This is a genomic window from Cyclobacteriaceae bacterium (assembly GCA_025808415.1).
In the GTDB taxonomy this organism is placed as follows: domain Bacteria; phylum Bacteroidota; class Bacteroidia; order Cytophagales; family Cyclobacteriaceae; genus UBA2336.
Genome location: CP075525.1, coordinates 1,569,784 through 1,589,824 on the forward strand (window position 1 = coordinate 1,569,784; position 20,041 = coordinate 1,589,824).

Here is a 20,041-nt window from a genome sequence, read left to right on the forward strand (position 1 = left end):
AAATTATGATTCATGTAAAATGTTTGCAGGTTATGCCTGCTCATCAAATATAATATTCACCATGCTGTCATAACTCAGGCCCAGCAGTTCGGAGGCATTGCCTTTATAAAGGCCAATTTCCAAAAGGCCTAAACTATTAAAAACCATAAAACACTCACCTTCATCGGCCTGGCTGTAAAGGGTATGAACCTTCCTGAATTTTTCACCACCAAACTGAATGGTATAATTTTTCCCTTTGCTCAGGATATCAAACGCTTCGCGGGTAATGTTGGTAACCAGGTTGCCGAAATTATCTACCCGCACCACATGCCCGGTAATTTGTTTTTTGGTGGCTTTCATTTGCCGGTCGATCATTTTTTTGAAAGTAGGCATGGGTTTACCCAGTGTGGTAATGTTTACGCCACTGGCCAGCCGTGCTGCGGCTGGCGCAAAAACATCACGCTCGGGAAAAGTGGAGGGAATGTTATTTACCAGGTTTAATTCAACCAGCTTTTGGTGGGGCTTATCGGTTACAAGGCCAAACAGACCGTTGTCGGTTCCCACAAAGTAATGATCTTCCACCTGCAAGGCTATGGCTGCATCTTCGCGGCTGCCGGTGGCGTGAACGCCAACCAAATGAACAGTGCCTTTCGGAAAATCCCGAAACACAGCCCGTAAAACAAAAGCTGCATGGGCAAGGTCGCAGGGTTGAATGCGATGGGTAATGTCAATGATGGTTAGGCCCGGGTTGGTAGACAATATTTTTGCCTTTATGGCGGCCACGTAATGGTCACTTTCTCCGGAATCTGTCAGCAGGGTAATAATGGCCATGTATTGATGCTCCCCGTGTTCTTTTGTATGTTTACGCTCCAAAATAAACACTTTTAACGCATATAATCGCGACCCCAAAGCTTACCTCGTTTGATAGAAAAGATCATTACCCTTGAAAATGTTTCCCTGGTGGATTTCCTCGGAATCGAGAATAAGAATATTACTGAACTGGCATCGGCATTTCCTAAAAGCAGGATTGTGGCCCGCGGAAACCAGCTTATGGTAAAGGGCAGCACCGATGAGGTGGTACAGATCGATGACATTGTGCAGGCTTTACTGGATCATTTTCACAGGTATGGCCGCCTGACTGAGGAAAATGTACAGAATTACATTACCCGCGAAAAGCAGTTGGTGTTGAGTGAGACTGCCGGTGATGATTTGATCTTGCACGGCACCAAAGGTACTCCTATTAAAGCCAAAACACCCAACCAGCAAAAGTTGGTACAATTAGTGAAAGAGAATGACCTTGTTTTTGCGCTGGGCCCTGCCGGAACGGGCAAGACCTACATTTCCGTGGCCCTTGCCGTTCGTGCGCTTAAGAATAAACAGGTAAAGAAGATAATCATTACCCGGCCTGCCGTTGAAGCGGGTGAAAACCTGGGGTTTCTTCCCGGTGATTTAAAAGAAAAAATTGATCCGTACCTGCGACCGATTTATGACGGGCTCAACGATATGATTCCTTTCGAGAAACTTCAGTATTACATGGAGCGTGAAATCATTGAGGTTGCCCCGCTTGCCTTTATGCGTGGACGCACACTCAACAATGCTTTTATTTTGTTGGATGAAGCCCAAAACACAACGGCCATGCAAATGAAGATGGTACTTACCCGTATGGGCCCTGATTCGAAGATGATTGTAACCGGTGATGTTTCGCAGGTTGATTTGCCCAAGAAACAAAGCTCAGGGTTGACTGAGGCGGTAAGCATTTTGAAAGATGTTAAGGGTATTGGCGTGATAGAACTTACCGAGCGGGATGTTATCCGCCACAGGCTTGTGCGCGATATTATTGATGCTTACGCTAAGAAAAGTGATACTCCATAGCGGTCAAGAAATCGATTTTGCTTGAATGAGGGAGGGTTTTCCTTTACCTTCAACTATGCATTTCTGGACACCCTACGCATTCGTCCGTATTGTTTCCTTTTTTATTGTCGGTATCGTACTGGGTATCTACCAGCCTGATTTTATTCCGCAGCACATCGCCATGATGGCCTTGATGGTATTGGTAGCAGTTTACCTACTCCTTACGTGGATCATGAAAGGAGAGGGTAAGTCGTTACTTGCCGGAACAATTGGTTTGTTGGCTATAGGCGTGAGCGGTTATGTAAATACTCTTGTGCATACTGATTCGCAAAGGCCCGACCACTTGTTGCATGTGACTGAGTCCATTGATAAGTACTACGCGGTTGTTTCCGGTTATGCGGAAAAGAAAGAAAAGTCCTGGAAGGCAGAGGCAAAGGTTCAACAAGTGTATTACCAAGGCTCATGGCATGAGTGCTCGGGTAAAGTGCTGCTTTATTTTTCACGTAACGATTTTGAAGAGCCCTTCCGGTATGGCGATAAACTTTTGATTAACGGCTCACCCCAAGACCTTCAGCCTCCGGCCAACCCCGGTGAGTTCAACTATAAGCGTTTCTTAACCTTTCGAAAAATTTACCATCAACATTTTATACGTGCTAACCAGGTGTTGCTTTTGCCCAATAATCCCGTAAACAATTTTGTGTCGATTTCGTATCGTGTGCGTGCATGGGCCGAGCGTGTACTCGAAAAATATATTTCAGGTGAACAGGAGCGGACGGTGGCCGCAGCTTTGCTGTTGGGCGTGAAAGACGGTCTCGAAAATGAGCTTGTGCAAGCGTATGCATCATCGGGTGCCATGCATGTGTTGGCTGTATCGGGTTTACATGTAGGAATTATTTACCTTATTATTTCAGTACTTGTTAAGCCGCTTGATAGGGGCCGGTATGGCAAATGGCTATTGGCGTTGGTTGGTATAGGTGCGCTGTGGTCGTATGCATTTATCACGGGCTTGTCGCCCTCGGTGCTGCGTGCCGTTACCATGTTTTCGGTAATGGCCTTGTCCAAACCCTTGAATTATAAAACTAATATTTACAACACCTTGGGTGTTGCTGCTTTTATTTTGTTACTGTGGGAACCCTACCTGATTATGTCGGTAGGTTTTCAGCTTTCATTTTTAGCGGTTATTGGTATTGTGTACATGCAGCCTAAGCTTTACTGGCTGTGGTCGCCTAATCATTTGTTGTGGGATAAGGTTTGGCAGATAACCTGTGTTTCCATAGCTGCACAGCTGGCAACCTGCTCGTTAGGGTTGTTGTATTTTCATCAATTTCCGGTATACTTTCTGGTATCCAATTTATTTGTAATACCGGGTGCCATTATTTCTGTGGTGCTGGGTATACTGTTGCTACTCGTAAGTTTTTTTGACCCCATTGCAGCGGTTATTGGGTTTATTTTGGAATTTTTTCTGTGGGTTTTAAATAACCTGGTATTTTGGGTCGAGCAATTACCGTTTAGCTTAATCAATAACATATACATCACAACCTTTCAAACCTGGTTGCTGATGGGAATGCTTGTTTCTGCATTATTGCTGCTGCATTTCCGCAGGTTTGCTTTTGTGTTAATCATACTTTTCTGTGCCATCGCTTTAGGGCTGATGCAGTGGCATCATTACTATAGAGAAGTTAGGCCTGAGAAGTTTGTGGTTTATCATGTAGCAGGAAAAACCGCTATGGAGTGGAGTAGCCATGGAAAATCTTTTTTCCGTGCTGATTCAACTTTGTTGAATGATGCAGAACGAATCCGGTTTCATGTTCGGCCCAATCGGTTAATAAGCGGTATCCGGTATAGCAGTACAAAGTTACCTTTCATGCGTTCGTTTAAAGGTGGCTATCTGTTTGTATGGAGTGGCAAAATTATAGTTCAGCTTACAAGCGAATCGTTTTCGTTGCCGGAAGGTTTGAAAGTTGACTATATTGTGCTTAGTAATAACAGTATCCGGAATGTGAGAACACTTGACCAGGTTACCTGTAAAACTATTATCATTGACAGCAGCAATACCTTTTACGCGGCTTCAAAAATCTTAAATCAAGCAGCAACGTTAAACTTGCCTGTTCATTCGGTTTTGCACCAAGGTGCATTTGTTACTAAACTTTAATACACTATGGTTGAATATCATGTACGCGAACGAATAGCTTTTATCACACTGAACCGTCCGGAAAAACGAAACGCATTAAGTTTTGAATTGATTTCTGCATTGAAACAATCTTTTGATCAGGCTGAAAGCGATCATGAGGTAAAAGTGATCATCCTTCAGGCGAGAGGAGAAGCTTTTTGTGCCGGAGCAGACCTGGCTTATGTGCAGAAACTTCAGCATTTCTCTTACGAAGAAAACCTGAAGGACTCCAACCATTTGAAAGAGCTTTATTTGAAAATATATAACCACAGCAAAGTAATTATTGCTCAGGTACAAGGCCACGCACTGGCCGGTGGTTGTGGCCTGGCCACTGTTTGCGATTGGGTATTTGCCGTGCCCGAGGCACGGTTTGGTTATACCGAAGTGAAGATTGGTTTTATACCCGCCCTGGTGTCAGTATTTTTGCTTCGAAAAGTCGGAGAAGGCCGTGCACGTGAATTGTTGCTGGGTGGCGAACTTATTTCAGCGGAGCGGGCCCAGGCTTTCGGTCTGATCAATCGTGTTGTTCCGCCAGATAGCCTGGATCAGGAAGTGCGCGCTTTCGCTTCCAAGCTTATTGTTACCAATGCTGCTGCCAGCATGGCCCTTACAAAAAGGCTTATTTCAGATGTGGCGGGTAAATCAATGGATGAGGCTTTACGGCTTGCAGCCGAGCAAAATGCACACGCACGCGGTACGGAAGATTGTAAACGTGGCATTGCAGCATTTTTGAATAAAGAAAAAATCATCTGGTGAAATGCACAGAACCAGAAAATGGTACACTGATCTTACTTCATTCAGGTTTTAAACCTTCTAAATGCGTAACTCTGTATACTAAAATAAATGGATTATGAAAAAGGTGCTTTTTTCTTTGCTTTTGGTTGTAGTGTGTAGCGGACTGCTTGCACAAGGTTACGCAGGGGATACGTGGGCGCAGGTGAAATCGGCAGGTAAAGGAACCATTTCCTTTGCTTATGTTGAAACACCCAGTTTCGTGTATAAGGATGATGCAGGAAAGCTTACGGGCATTTGCGTTGATATTACCTCCGACTTTATTGAATGGGTAAATAAAACAAAGGGCGTTTCCCTTCAGTCAAAGTATGTGGGTGATGGTACAAATTTCAAAGGTATGTATGACAAAGTGAAGGTTTCAACAGGTGGGGTTTTTGGATTGGGAAATATTACCATTACGGAGGAGCGCAAGCGCGAAGTAAAATTCAGTCCACCCTTTATCACCAATTTCGCGATTTTAATTACCCAAAACAATGTGCCTACACTGGCTAAACTGGAAGATATTTCTGCCACTTTTTCCAAGCTTACAGCCTACACAGCAAAGGGCACACTCAACGAAAAGCGAATCCTCGAATTAAAAAAGTATTATCCTTCCATGAAAGTGGTTACATTGGATACAAGCCCGGAGGTTTACCAAAAAGTATTCAGTGACCCCAACGCCTTTTCTTACCTCGATCTTGCTTTTTACTTAAAGGCTGTGAGCGAACGTAAATCCGTAAAACGTCATCCGGTGGGCGATAAAGCTGCCGAGCAATTTGGTTTTATCATGCCCATGAACAGTGATTGGTTACCGTTGCTCGAAGAATTTTTTAAAGCCGAGGGCGGGTACACCAATTCGCAGCAGTACAAAAGTATTTTACAAAAGCACCTTGGCGAAACCGGTGTAAAGCTTTTGCAATCGGCCAGTAAGTAATAACTTAATATTTCAACAACAAATTAAAGCGGGCCAAAACGGCCCGCTTTTTCTTTTATATTGGGGGACGCTGGAAACACCCATCTCCATATTAAAACGCTATTGGAAGCACATGGCCTTTCGGCCCATGCAGGAAGAAATTATTTCTTCAGTTTTAAAACACCGGGATACCCTGGCGCTGCTCCCCACGGGTGGGGGCAAATCGGTTTGCTTTCAGGTTCCTGCTATGCTGTTGGAAGGAATATGCCTGGTTATTTCTCCGCTTATTGCCTTAATGAAAGACCAGGTAGAGGGATTAAAGCGAAGGGGTATTGAAGCGGTGGCCATTCATTCGGGCATGGGGCGCACTGAAATTGACAGGCTCCTGGATAACTGCATTCATGGCCATGTTAAATTTCTTTACGTTTCGCCTGAGCGACTCCAGACTGAACTTTTTCTGGCGCGTGCCAGGCAAATGAAGGTTGCCCTTATTGTGGTAGATGAGGCACATTGTATTTCGCAATGGGGTTATGATTTTCGTCCACCGTATTTACAAATTGTAACCTTGCGTAAGCTTTTACCCGATGTAACGGTTATTGCCCTTACCGCCACAGCAACCCAACAGGTTAAGGATGATATTGTTGAAAAACTTGCTTTCCGTAAAGGGCATGAAATTTTTCAGCGCACGTTTGCCCGCGATAATATTTCATTTGTTGTTCGTAAGGCCGAGCATAAAGAGAAAAAGCTTTTGGAGGTTTTGCAAAAGGTTGGCGGTTCAGCCATTGTTTACGTTCGGTCGCGAAAGGCTACTATTGAGTTGACTGAATTACTTACAAAGAAAAGTATTTCGGCAACGGTTTACCATGCAGGCTTGGGTTTTCAACAACGGGTCGCCCACCAGGATGATTGGATGAAAGGCCGGTGCCGGGTAATGGTGGCTACCAATGCTTTCGGTATGGGCATCGATAAACCCGATGTGCGCGTAGTCGTGCATATGGATTTGCCCGAAACGCTGGAAGCCTATTACCAGGAGGCTGGCCGGGCCGGCCGCGATGGTGCTCGTGCTTATGCGGTTGTTAGCTGGCACGATTCGGACCGCGATTCATTAGTGGCGAAAGTAAACCAGGCGCACCCTGAACTATATCTTCTCAAAAAAATATACCAGGCATTGGCAAACTATTTTCAGTTGGCGGAAGGAAGCGGAGAAGGCGAGAGTTATGAATTTAATATCCACAACTTTTGCGAACGCTTCAGTCTTCAGGCTTATGAAGTTTATGGAGCATTAAAAAAATTGGAAGAAGAGGGGTTGATCCAGTTTAATGAAAGTTTTTATAGCCCTTCTCGCTTAACCTTCCTGGCTGACCGTGCCAGGCTGTATGAGTTTCAGGTGGCTAATGAAAAGTTTGACCCGCTTATTAAAATGTTGCTAAGGCTTTATGGCGCACAATTGTTTACCGATTTTGTGAAGATTACCGAAAGCCAATTGGCAAAGGGCCTTCGTATTTCGATTGATGAACTTAAGGCTGAGCTTAAACACTTACATGCATTACAGGTGCTGGTCTACCAACCTGTTATGGATAGTCCGCAAGTTACTTTTATCCTTCCCCGACAGGATGCAGACCGCCTTCCGCTGAATATTGAACGGCTCAAGGCACGAAAAAAATTAGCCGAAGAAAAAATGAACGCCATGATAGACTTTGTTACGGCTACGCATCGGTGCCGCATGCAACTGATACTGGATTATTTTGATGAGCAAAGTTGGGAGACATGCGGCAAATGCGATGTATGTGTGGCCAATCGAAAGCGGGAAAATCTATTAGAGACCAGTGAACTAGAACATGAGATTTTAACCATATTGGCTGCAGGGCCGCTGACCAGTGAGGAATTGGAAGTAAAAGTAAACCCAAAAGACAGCGAAATGTTTATTGATATTATACGCGAGCTGGTTGACCGCGGAGAACTTGAGTATGATGATGTATGGAAGCTGCGCCTGAAAAATTAATACACTCAATATGTTTAATCCTGAAAACCAATTTTGCTTGTTAAGGTTATATTGCCATGTTGTATGCATCTTAAAGCTTATCCACCGGGTGAAAAACTAAAATCCGTTATTAAACGGCACTGTATTTACGAGGTGCAGTTTGAAAAGGATCAGTTTCATATACAGCCAATATTACCATTGGTGGTTCCAACGCTTGAATTTTTGTATGGCGATCAGTTCAAGACCGTCCGGTACAGCGATAGCAAAGCTGAGAAAGTCCCTTACCATGGTGTGTTGGGTCCGATAACCCAACGAAAAATTTACCTGGAAATGACCGGCAACATTGGTGTTTTATGCACCGAGTTTTACCCGGCTGCTTTTTATTCGGTGTTTAAAGTACCCATGAACGAACTTACCGACTTATCGGTTGCAGGCGATGTTATACTGGGCAAGCAGATCCATGAAGTTTCAGCCCGGATACTAGAAGCTGAAAGTGATTACGAACGTATTGTCATTGTGGAGAAGTTTGTTTCTGCACACCTTGAAGTTGCCCACAAACCTTCGGTAGTAGATGCCGCCCTTAACGAAATGCACCATTACAAAGGATTATGCTCCGTGCATCTGCTGTCAAAACATCTTAACATCAGCGAACGCCACTTAGAAAACTCATTTAAAAAACAAGTGGGTGTAACTCCCAAACTCTATAACCGCATACTGCGTTTTAACCGCATATTTGCTTTGCTTCAAAATGGTGCCCGTGAAAAATCCTGGCACGACATCATGCACGAATGCGGGTATTACGACCAATCCCACTTTATCCGCGATTTTAAATTTTTTACCGGCACTACGCCTGCTCAATATTTTGCCAAGCCTACCGATTTCGAGAAATTTTTTCTGGGCAGCTAAGAGAGTGTTGCATATAAGATTATTCATTAATTGAAAGCCAATCAACAGTATCAACTATTACTGTTCGGATTTTTACAATGTGTTCCCGCATACGAGGCATTACATTTGGAAAAAGCTACAGAAACTTTAAACCCTATGAACAAGAATTACTTTTCTCTATTAATTGTGTGTGGGGTTATTTTGCCATTACTGCTTTCCTCCTGTAACGATGATGAGAAACCATCTTTTGATGTAAACCTGCTATCAGGTGGAGCAATAAAAACATGGAGGCTAGCCGAGCAGAAGGTTCTAGAAGACGTAGAGTGCTTAGGCACGTGTGAACTGGCCTACAATAAAATACGCTTTAAGTCCGATAAAACTGGTGAGTTTTCAACCTTTACCTGTTTGCAAGAGCCGTGCTCAAACGGTACCACGGCCCAAACTGGAGGCTCATTTAACTGGAGCGTAAACGGCAAGCAACTAACCCTTGATGGCTTTCTGGTAGAAATTATTTCCCTTACGGAAAGCACCTTAAAATGGAAACTGAATTTGTTTGGTTTTGCTGTAGAAGAAACGTACACGTTGGTGTCAAACGATCCGTTTCTTACCCGTGCACAAATGATAGCCGGCAGTTCATCCAAAACCTGGAAGTACCAGAAACGCACGGTTAATGGATTTGATTCGCCATTAACACCGTGCCAGATCAATACCCGGATTACCAATTTCACTAACGGCACGTATACCATAACCTATACAGAGGAAGGATGCCCGGCCAACGTAGAAGGTATTTGGCGCTTTGAAGAAGATGAGACCCGTTACATATCCGAACGCCCTGGGGTAAGCCTGATTAATTTCGATTTGCTCGAACTTACCGAAGACACGTTGGTTATCGGGTACGAATCAAGCGGCAATTATATTATTTTACACCAGGTGAAGGCCTGATGATTTTTGATTTTGAGTTGTTTAGTTGAGGGGCATAGGTCGCGGCATTTTGTCGCGACCGCCTTTTTTTATTTTAGAAAGGGTGTTAATCGTTTTAAATAGAAAGATGGAATCGGCTCACCAGCTTCATAACCCGATAATAGTTTTTTGTATTTCTTAACTGTGTAAGGATAAAGCATAGTGTTTTCTATCAATAAATAGAATCCTGTAAGAATTAAACCTGATGTGCCTGCAACAATAAGAATGAAGCCGGTATCATCGTTCATGCTGGGATCATTAAGCGTCAAAATAGTTCCAATACCAATGGCTACGCTGGAGACACCTAAAAGCATAAAATAGTTCTTTTTCCTTTTTTCGTAGGGATAACGTTTACTGGTGAATAATGCGGCAAGGGCTGTTGTAGTGTCGTCATAAGCTGCTACCCATATTTTCTCATGCTTGGTAAATTTAAGTTCAGTTGTCTCAAGCTCCTGTGCGAAGGCTGATGCTGAAGCTAGCAGCACCAGTATGCATAAATAATTGATTTTTAAATTCATAGCGAGAATACTTTGATTTATAAGTGCTTACACAACTAATCATCGCAGAACCGATAACGGATACCGGCCATAAGTTGGGTTAAAATTTCAGTGGTACCATCATAGAAAATCGGGCCGAAGGCCCCTTGCCCTTATTGGTGTTGCGGGCTGTAACCCCGAAAACCTTTAGCCATTATCCATAAATTTTTAATAACAATCGTTGTTGGTGACCTGCCCGCATGGCCGCTGCACAACACCAACAACGGCATAAGTTGGGCAGGGTAGAATACCTGTGAGTCGCGGCTTCTTGCCGCGACTGCCTTTTTAGCGCAAAAAGGGAGTGAGCCTTTTGGTATAAAACCGTGGTAACGGTTGCCCTGCGGCATGAAGGCCCACCAATTTATTGTATTTTTTTACGGTATAAGGATGTAACATCAAAGCATTTCCACCCAAAGTAATACCCGACCACATAACGCCTGAAAAACCCAAAAGTAAAGGTACAAAACTCATGTCCATGTCCTGTTCTATTGCAACGCCCGATCCTGTAGGTGAGTTGTGTGATGACAGCATTAAGCCTGTGCCCAACACCACCACAGAGGCGCCTAATACATAATATCCGGTTTCCTGTTCTTTGCGAATTTGATGGCGTTTATTCAAAAACAATGTAGCAAGCGCTTTGGTGGTATCATCATAAGCCGCTATCCATATTTTTTCCGTTTTTGTAAGCTTTATGTTGGGTTTCTCTTCTTGTGCAAAAGCAACACTTGCCAGTGTAGAAGTTAGTACGGTAAAAAAAATAGTTTTTGTGTTCATAGGTTGTCAGCGTTTTTACCTAACAATTCAAAGTGAAATGTTTTAAAACAATATCCATAGCCCAAGGATCAGGTTACTCAAATACAGCAAAAATGTTTAACCAAATTTAAAACTTTCACTACCGCACTTCATGGCAACCATTTCAAAAAACATACATATTTAAAATGGTAGTTTTTTACTAATAACTATTGACTGGTTGTACTAGCTACGGTGCGCATTTTATACTACTGCCCTTTAAATTTTGCTGCATTTGCAGGTTGACTATTTACAGGCAGGTTGAAAACGGAGGGAAATATTACATGGTTAGGTGCGAGGTACGAGGTACGAACTGCGAATTAGGAACTACGAGGTACAAACTATGAACTACTAAACTTGAACTTTGAACTTTGAACTTCGAACTTCGAACTAAGAGATCTGCCATTAACGGACCAACAACTCCCGCGCGTTTTCTACCGCCACTTTTGAAGGCTTATCCCCGCCAATCATCTTGGCAATTTCTTCAACGCGTTCAGTATCATTTAACGCTTTAATAGTGCTAACCGTTTTTGCACGGGCATCATCTTTATATACGTAATAATGCTGATCGGCTTTGGCGGCAATTTGTGGTAAATGGCTAATGGAAATAAGCTGATGCTTTTTTGCCATGCCCTTCATAAGCTTACCCAACTTAATGGCAATTTCACCGGAAATACCGCTGTCAATTTCATCCAGCACCAGCGTGGGCATTTCGGTTTTTTCGGCCATTACATACTTTATACAAAACATGAGGCGCGAGAACTCGCCACCCGAAGCCACCTGGTTTAAGGGACGAGGTGCGATGCCTTTGTTTGCGCTAAAAAAGATTTCTATGTTATCTGTTCCGGTTATTGTTGGTGAGGTATGCTGATGTTCGATTTTGAGTGTGGCTTGTGGGATACCGAGCTCTTTTAACAGGGTTGTGATTTGCTTACACAAAGGTCCAAACACTTTTAACCGCGATTGGCTAAGTTTAGTAGCGTTGCTCTTCAGTACGTGTTTGGCCTGTTCAAAATCTTTCCTTGATTTTTCCAGGGTGTCATCCAGGTTTGCGGTGAGGTTGGCTTTTTGTTGCAGTTCGTGTTGCAGTTGTAACAGTTCATGTACAGTACTTACCCGGTGTTTTTTCAGTAAGCGGTAAAGCATGTCTACCCGTTCTTTAACATTTTGGGCATGTTCCGGATCAAAATCAATGTTGGCTTCGGCATGCTCGATTTCTTTTACAATATCATCCAGTTCAATTACCATGCTTTGGAGCCGTTGGAATAAGTCTTCATACGTTTTGGCATACCCGGCAACGGCTTGCAAATGCCCGCGGGCTTCGGCCAAGGCGAAACGGGTGGTAAATTCTGAACGTGAAAGTAAATCCAGCGAAGTGTTTAGCCTGCTTTTGATATCTTCGGCATGGTCCATGATTTTCAGTTCAGCTTCCAGTTTTTCCTGGTCTCCCTCTTCAAATCCTGCCTGCACCAGTTCTTCCAGTTGAAAATTTATAAAGTCTGCTTCTTGCTGAAGGGTATCGGCTTGTGCCTGAAGGTTTTCAAAAGCTTTTTTGGTTGTTTGGTAGGTGTTCCATGCAGCCGTATAATTTTCCCGCAGGTTTTCGTTACCGGCATAAGCATCTACCAATCTCAATTGAAAGGTTTGGTTGCCCAACTGCAAGGTTTCGTGTTGCGAGTGAACATCCATTAACTGGCTGCCGAGTCTTTTAAGTACTTCTACCGTTACGGGCGTGTCGTTTATAAAAGCACGCGACTTTCCTCCGGGGTTTATTTCCCTGCGAAGAACAGTATGGTCGTCATAATCCAGGTCTTCGGCCTTAAAAAATTCCTGCAGCTTATAGGCACCGATTTCAAACACACCTTCGGTGATGCATTTCTCGTTTTCATCCCACAGTACTTTGGTATCTGCCCGGTTGCCCATAAGCAACCCAATGGCACCCAGCATAATGGATTTTCCTGCTCCGGTTTCACCTGTAATTACATTCAGGTTTGCGGAAGGTGACAACTCCAGGTGCCGGATGAGGGCATAGTTTTTTATGGTAAGGTGTTTAAGCACAAGTTGGTTAAGTCCCGAAATATACGTGTTGCACTAACCTAGTTCCAATGGCAAAAGAAAAATTAGGGATTTAACCTGGTGTGCTGGTTCCTTAGTTTTTCAGGATTTTCTCATACCCGGCACGGTTGGTAGGGTCGATGGTGGTGAGTAAGTCGTAGGCTTCCTTACGTATGGGAAGTTGTCCGCTCGAAAAAATATTCGAAATCTCCTTTGCTTTGGCGTCAAGGAAGGAAATAATAACGATTGCGTTGGGGTTTATGTCGCGTGCTTTTTTTACATCCTTTAGTCCCTTCAAAATAATTTCACGGCTGGTGTCCGGATCTTTGTCAAATGTATCCAATCCCAGGCGGTGGTAGGTGTACTGGTTTTTGCGTACATCTGCAAACTGTGGGTTGATGAGGTTTTCAATGAGCCAGTACCGGTTACGGATACTGCCCACTGACTGCCAACCGGGACGGTTAGAGGATTGTGCATTATTTACCACCTGAAGAGCACGTTGAAAGTAAGGTGTTCCTCCAAGTTCACTAAACGTATCGTAGTCCATACCTATAATGGTGTAGGCGTAGAACGCCAACATGGAGGTGATGTTTGAGGTGTAGGTGTTATCGTTAAATTCCAGGGGTTGTGATTCGAGGTAATCAAACTCCCAATCGCGGTCGGCAAAGTTAAAAGTCAGGCTGTTATAGTTGGTGTTGTAAACCGGCCGGGCAGCCTGTACCTGTACGGAAGCGCTGAAAATACCAATTGCCGGCATATCATTAATGTTTATGAGCATGCTGCAGTTAATTTTCTCGTGTGCCAGGTAGCTATCGTTGGTCCATTTACGGGTATTTAAAAACTGTTGAAAGGCATTCTTCATATCCGTAAAAACAGACCGGTCGGTTGTTTGTACCCGCGGCCCGACATTAATGGTAACGATACAATTTAACTCCTGCGCCTGGAGTGCAAACAGATTACCTAAAGTGAATATGACGATGGCCAGATTACGCATGAAGTTTGTCGATAATCATATTTACGATATCCAACGCCAATTCCCTTTTGCTTTTTAAGCTGAAGGAAGTAACCTGTTGTTGGCGGTCCAGCACTGTTATTTTATTGGTATCGTGGCCGAAACCCGCACCTGTGTCGTTGAGTGAATTCAGCACGATCATATCGAAGTTTTTTGATTCGAGCTTTTTTAAAGCGTTGGCGGTTTCATTTTCGGTTTCCAGCGCAAAGCCAACCATAAATTGACCGGTTGATTTTTGTTTACCCAGGGCAGCGGCAATATCGTGTGTTTTGATCAGTTCAAGCGAGAGCGCTTCATCTTTCTTTTTTATTTTCTGATCTGCTTTTACGGCCGGTTTATAATCGGCTACGGCTGCTGCAAGTATGGCAATGTCGGCTTGTGGAAACAACTGATTACAGGCATTATACATTTCTTCGGCTGAAGTTACAGGGATAACGTTTATCCTTCCATGGTTAGTGTGTAAGGCCGTAGGTCCTGAAACCAGTTGAACGGTTGCACCCTTCTCGGCTAATGCTTCGGCAAGTGCATAACCCATTTTTCCGGTTGAGTGGTTGCCAATAAACCGCACGGGATCCAGTGCTTCGTGGGTAGGCCCGGCCGTAACCAAAGCCCGCTTACCTTTCAGCGGTAAGCGTTGTTCAAAAAAATCAATGAGGCTGCCAACAATTTCTTCCGGTTCAGCCATTCGTCCGGTGCCGGTTAAACCGCTGGCAAGTTCACCATGGGCAGGGTCTATAATAAAATTACCAATCTGTTTTAGCTTCTCCAGGTTGGTGCTTGTAGATTGATGTTGCAGCATATCCAGGTCCATGGCGGGTGCCAGGAATACCGGGCATCGTGCAGAAAGATAAACGGCCAGCAAGAGGTTATCGCACAGGCCATTTGCCATTTTAGCTATAGTATTTGCGCTGGCGGGTGCAATAATCATTACATCGGCCCACAGGCCTAATTCAACATGGTTGTTCCATTGGCCGGTGTTGTCTTTTATAAACTCCCACAGCACCGGGTTTTTGGATAGTGTTGAAAGCGTAAGGGGTGTTATAAAGTCTTTTGCGGAAGGGGTCATAATAACTTTTACTTCCGCCCCCGACTTGATCAATAACCGCACAAGAAATGCTGCTTTGTAAGCGGCAATGCTACCGGTAACTCCAAGCAGTATTTTCTTACCGTGCAGCATGGTGTGGTTGTTATTGTTCGCTACCTGCTTCGGTCTCTTCGCGGAACCTGTAGTTTAATTTTCCTTCCAGAAATTCTTCCGTAGCTGTGTTGGTAGGCTTGGGCATACGTTCGTAGAATTTTGAAATCTCGATTTGTTCCCGGTTTTCAAATACCTCTTCCAGGTTGTCAACCGTAGTGGCAAACTCAGCCAACTTGCTGTTTAGCTCTTCTTTGATGTTTACGGCAATCTGGCGGGCACGCTTTGAGATAATAACTACTGATTCATATAAGTTGCCAGTAGGTTCTGCAATTTTTTCAAGATCGCGTGTTACAATTGATGATTGGATAGCCATGGTTACGAATTTAAGTTTTTTAGTTTATTAAGTTTTTCCAGACTCTCTACGTACATCTTTTCAGCATCTTTTAAATAGGCGCTGCTCGGATAACGGTCAATAAAGTCGATATAGGTATTTACTACTTCCTGGTAGCGTTCGCGTTGCTTACTATAAATGCTTTGTTCGGCAAGTTTATATTGTGAGGCAATAATCAGGTAACGGGCTTCTTCCAGGTGTTTGGAATCGGGAAAGTTGTCCTGAAAATTCTTAAGCGCAACGATGGCAGCCTTGTACTGGCGCATGCGGTAATACTGCTTGGCATTATCAAAGCCTTTTTGGTCTAACCGGTCCTGGGTGGTGAAGATCACATCCAGGGCTTGGTCCCGGTACTTGCTGTTTGGATAGCGGTTTAAAAATTCCTGCATGGACGCCATGGCTTCAATACTACCGGTTTGGTCGAGGTTTGAACCGGGAGAAGACCTGAAGAGCGAGTAGGCGTACATATATCGTGCTTCCTCGGCCAGGGTGCTTCGACCGTAGGTTTCATAGAAGGTTTTAAACTGTTCGGAGGCCAACAAATAAAGCTTTTCGTGGAATTGACAATAGGCCAGGTAAAACTGGGCTTTTTCAGCTTCGGGTAAACCCCGGATTATGGGCATCACCTGCTCAAACAAAACGGAGGCTTTGTAGTAGTCCTTTTTATCGTAATACCTTGATGCGGCCTCATATTTCACGCGCCAATCAGGGTTTTTTTCAATTTTCCTGAATTTACTGCATGAAACCCCAACAAAAAGGACGAGTATGAAAAATATTCCGGTCGATCGTACCTGCATAAGCCCGCAAATATAGTACATCGTAATAAATCATTAAAACGATGTTTTTGTCTTGGGCGCTATGCGTTTTGGTTAAAAATTATCGCTTAACAATGAGTTTGCGGGTCATCACGCCTTCATTGTCGAGGTATAGAGTGTAGAAGTAAATACCGGCTGTAAATTCCTCGGCCCGGATTTTAACACGATTGTCCAGGTAAGGTAATTCATATTCCGACAGGGCACTTCCTAATATGTTGTGGATCAAAATCTTAGCCTTAACCTTATCGGTCAGGAGCCGGTAATCAATGTGGGCGAAGTCGCTCACCGGATTGGGGTATACATCGTGTATGGTTATAAAGCGGGAACTGTAAAGGTCGCTTTTTACAGGCTTCTCTTCTACGCTAAAGTTTATCTCAAGGCTGGAAGCATCAAGGTGATTCGATTTGTTAAGGATAACGTAACGAACTGTGCTAAATCCTGAAACAAGCCCTGCATCAAGGGCCAATACGAGGTTTTGGCTTTGCCCGGGCTCAAGGCGAAGGGTTAAATCATCGGGATGGCCTGCTTCGCAATTACCCTCCGGGCATATTAAACTCCGTTGGGTGCTTCCAATTTGTGAGTCATCTTTGCGGAGGATGAGCGTAATAGCCTTTCCGGATATGTTTTTGATTTGTATAGGGGCTTTGATCAAATCCCCGATATACCCCCGATGGTTCTCCAAATAGCCTGAAACCTCAAAGCTTTGTGCCCGAGCCGAAGCTGAAACCCAAAATAGAATAAAAGCCAGGAGTAGAGTCTTCTTCATAAACTTTATGAAGTTTTTCAAAATTTAGCTTTTTCCCGCTCATTTCATAGGAGAAAAGCGAATATTTATGTTCTGATAACAATAAATTAAAGCCGGGCTCGTTCCGCGGCAGGCATTTGCGGTGAGTTGGTTTTTTTAACCACCTCTTTTCGGGTGGGTCGCATTTCAATTTTCCACTGGAAACCATTCAGCAGAAGATCGTCTTTTTTGAGTTCGTGCGGAGGTATAAAATCTGCATCCGGCCTCACATAAAAGCTAAGGTTATTAACCCGGGCATCTTTAAAGCGGATGGTAATGTTGCTGCAGATGATTTTATTCATGCCCATCAGCAGGTTGGTTTTATCTTCCAGGGCAAAATATATACTCTCTCCGTTACCCTCCACTACCACACGATGCAACTGGTTTTTTTTGAAGTAGGCAGTCATCTTCCTGCCCTTAATCTGGTTAAAGTTCTTTAAGGTGTCGGTTGAGATAACAAAGGCATTAACCGTTAAAAATATTTTGCTTATCGTATTGTTTTCAATCAACATGCTGATGGTATCTGCAGTCATCTGGTTTCCGGCTGTCCATAAGGCCGGTGCTTTGTACAGGAACATAATTGAGTCTGATTGCCGATACTCCAGCGAGTCGGCCAATCCCTGAATATCTTTCTTGAAAATCTTTACGTTGTTGTACGCCAGCAATCTTTTTTTGGCCGGGTCATCACTATCAATGGAGACCAACGTATCGGCTGACATAAACAAGGTGTCTCCTTCTTCGGTTACTTTGGTAAGCCAGGCATTGGTAAACACTTTCGCAATATTTTTTCGTTTATCCAACCAGGCATCGTCACCATAAATAACCAGGTTCTCTTCTTTATGGGTCATCACCACGTTTCCTTTCACGGTGTAGAATTTACGCAGGTCATCCAACTTCAATTTATTTCCGGTTAGGGTGTATGACTGCGATTCGGCCTGGCCTTGCTTTATGTCCGACTGTTGCGACCGGGTATCGTATTCACCACCTTCGTAAACAAAGGTGTTGCCTTCCTTATCGGTCACAGTGGTTTCGGTGCGGAAGTAAATGATTTTTGTACGGGAGTTGTATTGCAGCGAATCCGATTTCATGTTGTAATCTGGGTTGGTAACCACAACGTTTCGTTTAAACGATGCAATGTTTGAGTTGACCTGGTAATAACCCTTGTTGCTGGTCAGTACATTAATGCTATCTACCAACCTGCCTTTGTTAAAGTAGTAAGCTTCATTCTTCAGCCGGTCGAAGTCGAGGTAGTCGGTATAAAGGGTGGCGGTGGCCAATTTGGTAAACACAACATTACTTCGAAGTTTTGCTATGCGTGTATTTCCATCGTACTCGGCCCGGTTAGAAGTAATGGTTACCGAGTCGCCCTCAATAATTTTCACCCTTCCGAAAGCTTCGACAATGTTCCTGGTCCTGAAAAAAAGTGCAGAGTCGCAATGGATGGTCGTTCGGCTTTGCTCAAAGATTACGTTGCCGATTACCCGATCGAACCGCTCACCGTCTTTTACCCCGCCAATCAGTTGGTCGGCCTGTTTAAGGGTAACCCGGTTTTGCGCCAAAACCCAATGGCACGAAACAAGGATTAACAGGAGCAAACTATAGCGCATACCGGCAAAATTAACCAAAAACTTAGGGCATGCTAAAAACCTCATGTTGGCTGCTGTATCTTTGGCGCGTGTTAGAGCAATTTCTGAACCATAATAGGCGGCATCAACTTTTTAACGAACAAAGCCGGGTAGTGGTGGCGGTAAGCGGTGGCATAGACTCTATGGTAATGGTGCAGTTGTTTCGGGAGACCGGTATTCCCATCGGTGTTGCCCATGCAAACTTCCGGTTACGCGGCAATGAGTCGGATGGTGATGAGCAGTTTGTAAGGTCGTATTGCGAGCAGCATGCGCTTCCTTTTTTTTCGAGGCGGTTCGATACGGCTGTTTATGCACAGCAAAACGGACTTTCTATTCAAATGGCCGCGCGTGAATTGCGATACGCCTGGTTTGAAGAACTGCTGGAGTCAGCAAATTATGATCTTGTAGCAACCGCCCACCATTTGAATGACTCATTCGAAACGATATTGCTCAATTGGGTAAATGGAAGTTCATTAAATGGGCTTTGTGGGATACCCGTAAAAAACGGTAAAATCATTCGCCCGCTTTTGTTTGCTACACGAAGCGATATTGAAAAGTATGCTAAAGAAAAGATGATTGCCTGGCGCGAAGATTCCAGTAATAGCACATCCGATTATCAGCGAAACTTTATCCGCCACAACATTATGCCCCTGTTGCATGAACTTAACCCATCGTTGGAACAAACCCTTCAGCGTGGGTTGGATAAACTGGCTGGGGAGAAGGATCTGCAGGATTGGGCTTTTGAAAAGTGGGCAAAAGGATACGCTGAGCATTTTGATGATAAAATCATTATCAAAAAAGAAGCTTTTGACCAGTTTCCTTCAGGGGGAGCTTCGATATTGTTCAGGCTGATTAATCATCTTGGTTTTAATTACGATGTTTGTGTTTCTGCAATTAACGCACTTCACGGTCAGGCAGGGAAGCGATTTATTGGTGCTGCACACGATTTGGTTATCGACCGCGATGCGCTGATACTTTTTCCGAAAGCTGATATTTGGAAGGAGGTAACTATTCAAAAAGGTCAGCCCAAGGCATTATTGGGTTCATGGGCCATGGAGGTGTTGGAAGAAGGCCAGTTGGTAATGGATACTAAATGGCAGGCTTTTTTTGATGCCGATAAAATTAAGTTTCCCCTGGTTTGGCGACTGTGGAAACCGGGGGATGTATTTTATCCTTTAGGCATGGATCACCGAAAGAAAGTAAGCGACCTGTTGATTGATGAAAAAGTTTCATTGGCTGATAAAAGCCGGGTTACCGTACTTGAATCGGGTGGGCAGGTTATTTGGGTAGTCGGGCATCGCATCGACAACCGCTTCAAAATAACTTCCGATACGCGCCAAACAATGCAGTTTACGGTATCGCCATATTTTGGGTGATATGTTTTTT

Annotated in this window: 18 protein-coding genes; 8 read left to right on the forward strand and 10 right to left on the reverse strand. The window is 44.0% G+C overall.

All coding sequences use genetic code 11. The annotated features are described in order from the left end of the window. Nucleotides 1-30: 30 nt before the first annotated feature. On the reverse strand, nt 31-810 hold the full coding sequence (locus KIT51_07405) for an SAM-dependent chlorinase/fluorinase (protein ID UYN88524.1): 780 nt from the start codon (nt 808-810) through the stop codon (nt 31-33). A 90-nt stretch (nt 811-900) separates the two neighbouring features. Here KIT51_07405 and KIT51_07410 point away from each other — a divergent pair, with 90 nt between their 5' ends. The 7 genes from KIT51_07410 to KIT51_07440 all read left to right on the forward strand — a co-directional run bounded on the left by KIT51_07410 (nt 901) and on the right by KIT51_07440 (nt 9,492). Further along, nucleotides 901-1,851 (forward strand): PhoH family protein, encoded by a 951-nt coding sequence (locus KIT51_07410; GenBank protein ID UYN88066.1) that lies wholly within the window; start codon nt 901-903, stop codon nt 1,849-1,851. A gap of 55 nt (nt 1,852-1,906) precedes the next feature. After that, nucleotides 1,907-3,982 (forward strand): ComEC family competence protein, encoded by a 2,076-nt coding sequence (locus KIT51_07415; GenBank protein UYN88067.1) that lies wholly within the window; start codon nt 1,907-1,909, stop codon nt 3,980-3,982. A gap of 6 nt (nt 3,983-3,988) precedes the next feature. Continuing rightward, on the forward strand, nt 3,989-4,756 hold the full coding sequence (locus tag KIT51_07420; GenBank protein ID UYN88068.1) for an enoyl-CoA hydratase/isomerase family protein: 768 nt from the start codon (nt 3,989-3,991) through the stop codon (nt 4,754-4,756). Between the two features lie 94 nt (nt 4,757-4,850). Continuing rightward, the gene (locus KIT51_07425; protein UYN88069.1) at nt 4,851-5,705 is read left to right on the forward strand and encodes a transporter substrate-binding domain-containing protein; all 855 of its coding nucleotides are present in this window, start codon (nt 4,851-4,853) and stop codon (nt 5,703-5,705) included. A 70-nt stretch (nt 5,706-5,775) separates the two neighbouring features. After that, a complete protein-coding gene (locus KIT51_07430; protein ID UYN88525.1) occupies nt 5,776-7,686 on the forward strand; it encodes a RecQ family ATP-dependent DNA helicase in 1,911 nt (636 codons plus the stop codon). Nucleotides 7,687-7,749: 63 nt separating this feature from the next. Next, nucleotides 7,750-8,571: an AraC family transcriptional regulator gene (locus tag KIT51_07435; GenBank protein UYN88070.1), complete on the forward strand. Its 822-nt coding sequence runs from the start codon at nt 7,750-7,752 to the stop codon at nt 8,569-8,571. A gap of 135 nt (nt 8,572-8,706) precedes the next feature. After that, complete coding sequence (locus KIT51_07440) at nt 8,707-9,492, forward strand: lipocalin family protein (GenBank protein UYN88071.1); 786 nt, start codon at nt 8,707-8,709, stop codon at nt 9,490-9,492. 68 nt (nt 9,493-9,560) lie between these two features. On the opposite strand, the gene KIT51_07445 is transcribed toward KIT51_07440, so the two are convergent. The 9 genes from KIT51_07445 to KIT51_07485 all read right to left on the reverse strand — a co-directional run bounded on the left by KIT51_07445 (nt 9,561) and on the right by KIT51_07485 (nt 18,637). Next, the gene (locus KIT51_07445) at nt 9,561-10,028 is read right to left on the reverse strand and encodes a hypothetical protein (GenBank protein ID UYN88072.1); all 468 of its coding nucleotides are present in this window, start codon (nt 10,026-10,028) and stop codon (nt 9,561-9,563) included. A 303-nt stretch (nt 10,029-10,331) separates the two neighbouring features. Continuing rightward, nucleotides 10,332-10,820 (reverse strand): hypothetical protein, encoded by a 489-nt coding sequence (locus KIT51_07450; protein UYN88073.1) that lies wholly within the window; start codon nt 10,818-10,820, stop codon nt 10,332-10,334. A gap of 420 nt (nt 10,821-11,240) precedes the next feature. Next, nucleotides 11,241-12,893, reverse strand: a complete 1,653-nt coding sequence (gene recN / locus KIT51_07455; GenBank protein ID UYN88074.1) for a DNA repair protein RecN — start codon at nt 12,891-12,893, stop codon at nt 11,241-11,243. A 91-nt stretch (nt 12,894-12,984) separates the two neighbouring features. Continuing rightward, entirely contained in the window at nt 12,985-13,884 is a 900-nt protein-coding gene (locus KIT51_07460) for a DUF4835 family protein (protein UYN88075.1), read from the reverse strand. Next, nucleotides 13,877-15,079, reverse strand: a complete 1,203-nt coding sequence (gene coaBC / locus KIT51_07465; GenBank protein ID UYN88076.1) for a bifunctional phosphopantothenoylcysteine decarboxylase/phosphopantothenate--cysteine ligase CoaBC — start codon at nt 15,077-15,079, stop codon at nt 13,877-13,879. The genes KIT51_07460 and coaBC overlap by 8 nt, the downstream gene beginning before the upstream one ends. Before the next feature lie 10 nt (nt 15,080-15,089). Continuing rightward, the gene (locus KIT51_07470; protein ID UYN88077.1) at nt 15,090-15,413 is read right to left on the reverse strand and encodes a DNA-directed RNA polymerase subunit omega; all 324 of its coding nucleotides are present in this window, start codon (nt 15,411-15,413) and stop codon (nt 15,090-15,092) included. 2 nt (nt 15,414-15,415) lie between these two features. Beyond that, complete coding sequence (gene bamD / locus KIT51_07475; GenBank protein UYN88078.1) at nt 15,416-16,228, reverse strand: outer membrane protein assembly factor BamD; 813 nt, start codon at nt 16,226-16,228, stop codon at nt 15,416-15,418. A gap of 79 nt (nt 16,229-16,307) precedes the next feature. Then, entirely contained in the window at nt 16,308-17,012 is a 705-nt protein-coding gene (locus tag KIT51_07480) for a T9SS type A sorting domain-containing protein (GenBank protein UYN88079.1), read from the reverse strand. 86 nt (nt 17,013-17,098) lie between these two features. Continuing rightward, nucleotides 17,099-18,637, reverse strand: coding sequence for an Organic solvent tolerance protein OstA (locus KIT51_07485; protein UYN88080.1), 1,539 nt, complete (start codon nt 18,635-18,637; stop codon nt 17,099-17,101). A 29-nt stretch (nt 18,638-18,666) separates the two neighbouring features. Between KIT51_07485 and tilS the strand changes: the two genes are divergently transcribed. Continuing rightward, a complete protein-coding gene (gene tilS, locus KIT51_07490; GenBank protein UYN88081.1) occupies nt 18,667-20,031 on the forward strand; it encodes a tRNA lysidine(34) synthetase TilS in 1,365 nt (454 codons plus the stop codon). Nucleotides 20,032-20,041: the final 10 nt, after the last annotated feature.

Excerpts from the sequence above, each read along its gene's own strand:
- KIT51_07405 (UYN88524.1), bottom strand. The coding sequence starts at position 810 with ATGGCCATTATTACCCTGCTGACAGATTCCGGAGAAAGTGACCATTAC.
- KIT51_07415 (UYN88067.1), top strand. The coding sequence starts at position 1,907 with ATGCATTTCTGGACACCCTACGCATTCGTCCGTATTGTTTCCTTTTTT.
- KIT51_07420 (UYN88068.1), top strand. The coding sequence starts at position 3,989 with ATGGTTGAATATCATGTACGCGAACGAATAGCTTTTATCACACTGAAC.
- KIT51_07425 (UYN88069.1), top strand. The coding sequence starts at position 4,851 with ATGAAAAAGGTGCTTTTTTCTTTGCTTTTGGTTGTAGTGTGTAGCGGA.
- KIT51_07435 (UYN88070.1), top strand. The coding sequence starts at position 7,750 with ATGCATCTTAAAGCTTATCCACCGGGTGAAAAACTAAAATCCGTTATT.
- KIT51_07440 (UYN88071.1), top strand. The coding sequence starts at position 8,707 with ATGAACAAGAATTACTTTTCTCTATTAATTGTGTGTGGGGTTATTTTG.
- KIT51_07445 (UYN88072.1), bottom strand. The coding sequence starts at position 10,028 with ATGAATTTAAAAATCAATTATTTATGCATACTGGTGCTGCTAGCTTCA.
- KIT51_07450 (UYN88073.1), bottom strand. The coding sequence starts at position 10,820 with ATGAACACAAAAACTATTTTTTTTACCGTACTAACTTCTACACTGGCA.
- KIT51_07460 (UYN88075.1), bottom strand. The coding sequence starts at position 13,884 with ATGCGTAATCTGGCCATCGTCATATTCACTTTAGGTAATCTGTTTGCA.
- coaBC (UYN88076.1), bottom strand. The coding sequence starts at position 15,079 with ATGCTGCACGGTAAGAAAATACTGCTTGGAGTTACCGGTAGCATTGCC.
- KIT51_07470 (UYN88077.1), bottom strand. The coding sequence starts at position 15,413 with ATGGCTATCCAATCATCAATTGTAACACGCGATCTTGAAAAAATTGCA.
- bamD (UYN88078.1), bottom strand. The coding sequence starts at position 16,228 with ATGCAGGTACGATCGACCGGAATATTTTTCATACTCGTCCTTTTTGTT.
- KIT51_07480 (UYN88079.1), bottom strand. The coding sequence starts at position 17,012 with ATGAAGAAGACTCTACTCCTGGCTTTTATTCTATTTTGGGTTTCAGCT.
- KIT51_07485 (UYN88080.1), bottom strand. The coding sequence starts at position 18,637 with ATGCGCTATAGTTTGCTCCTGTTAATCCTTGTTTCGTGCCATTGGGTT.
- tilS (UYN88081.1), top strand. The coding sequence starts at position 18,667 with ATGCTAAAAACCTCATGTTGGCTGCTGTATCTTTGGCGCGTGTTAGAG.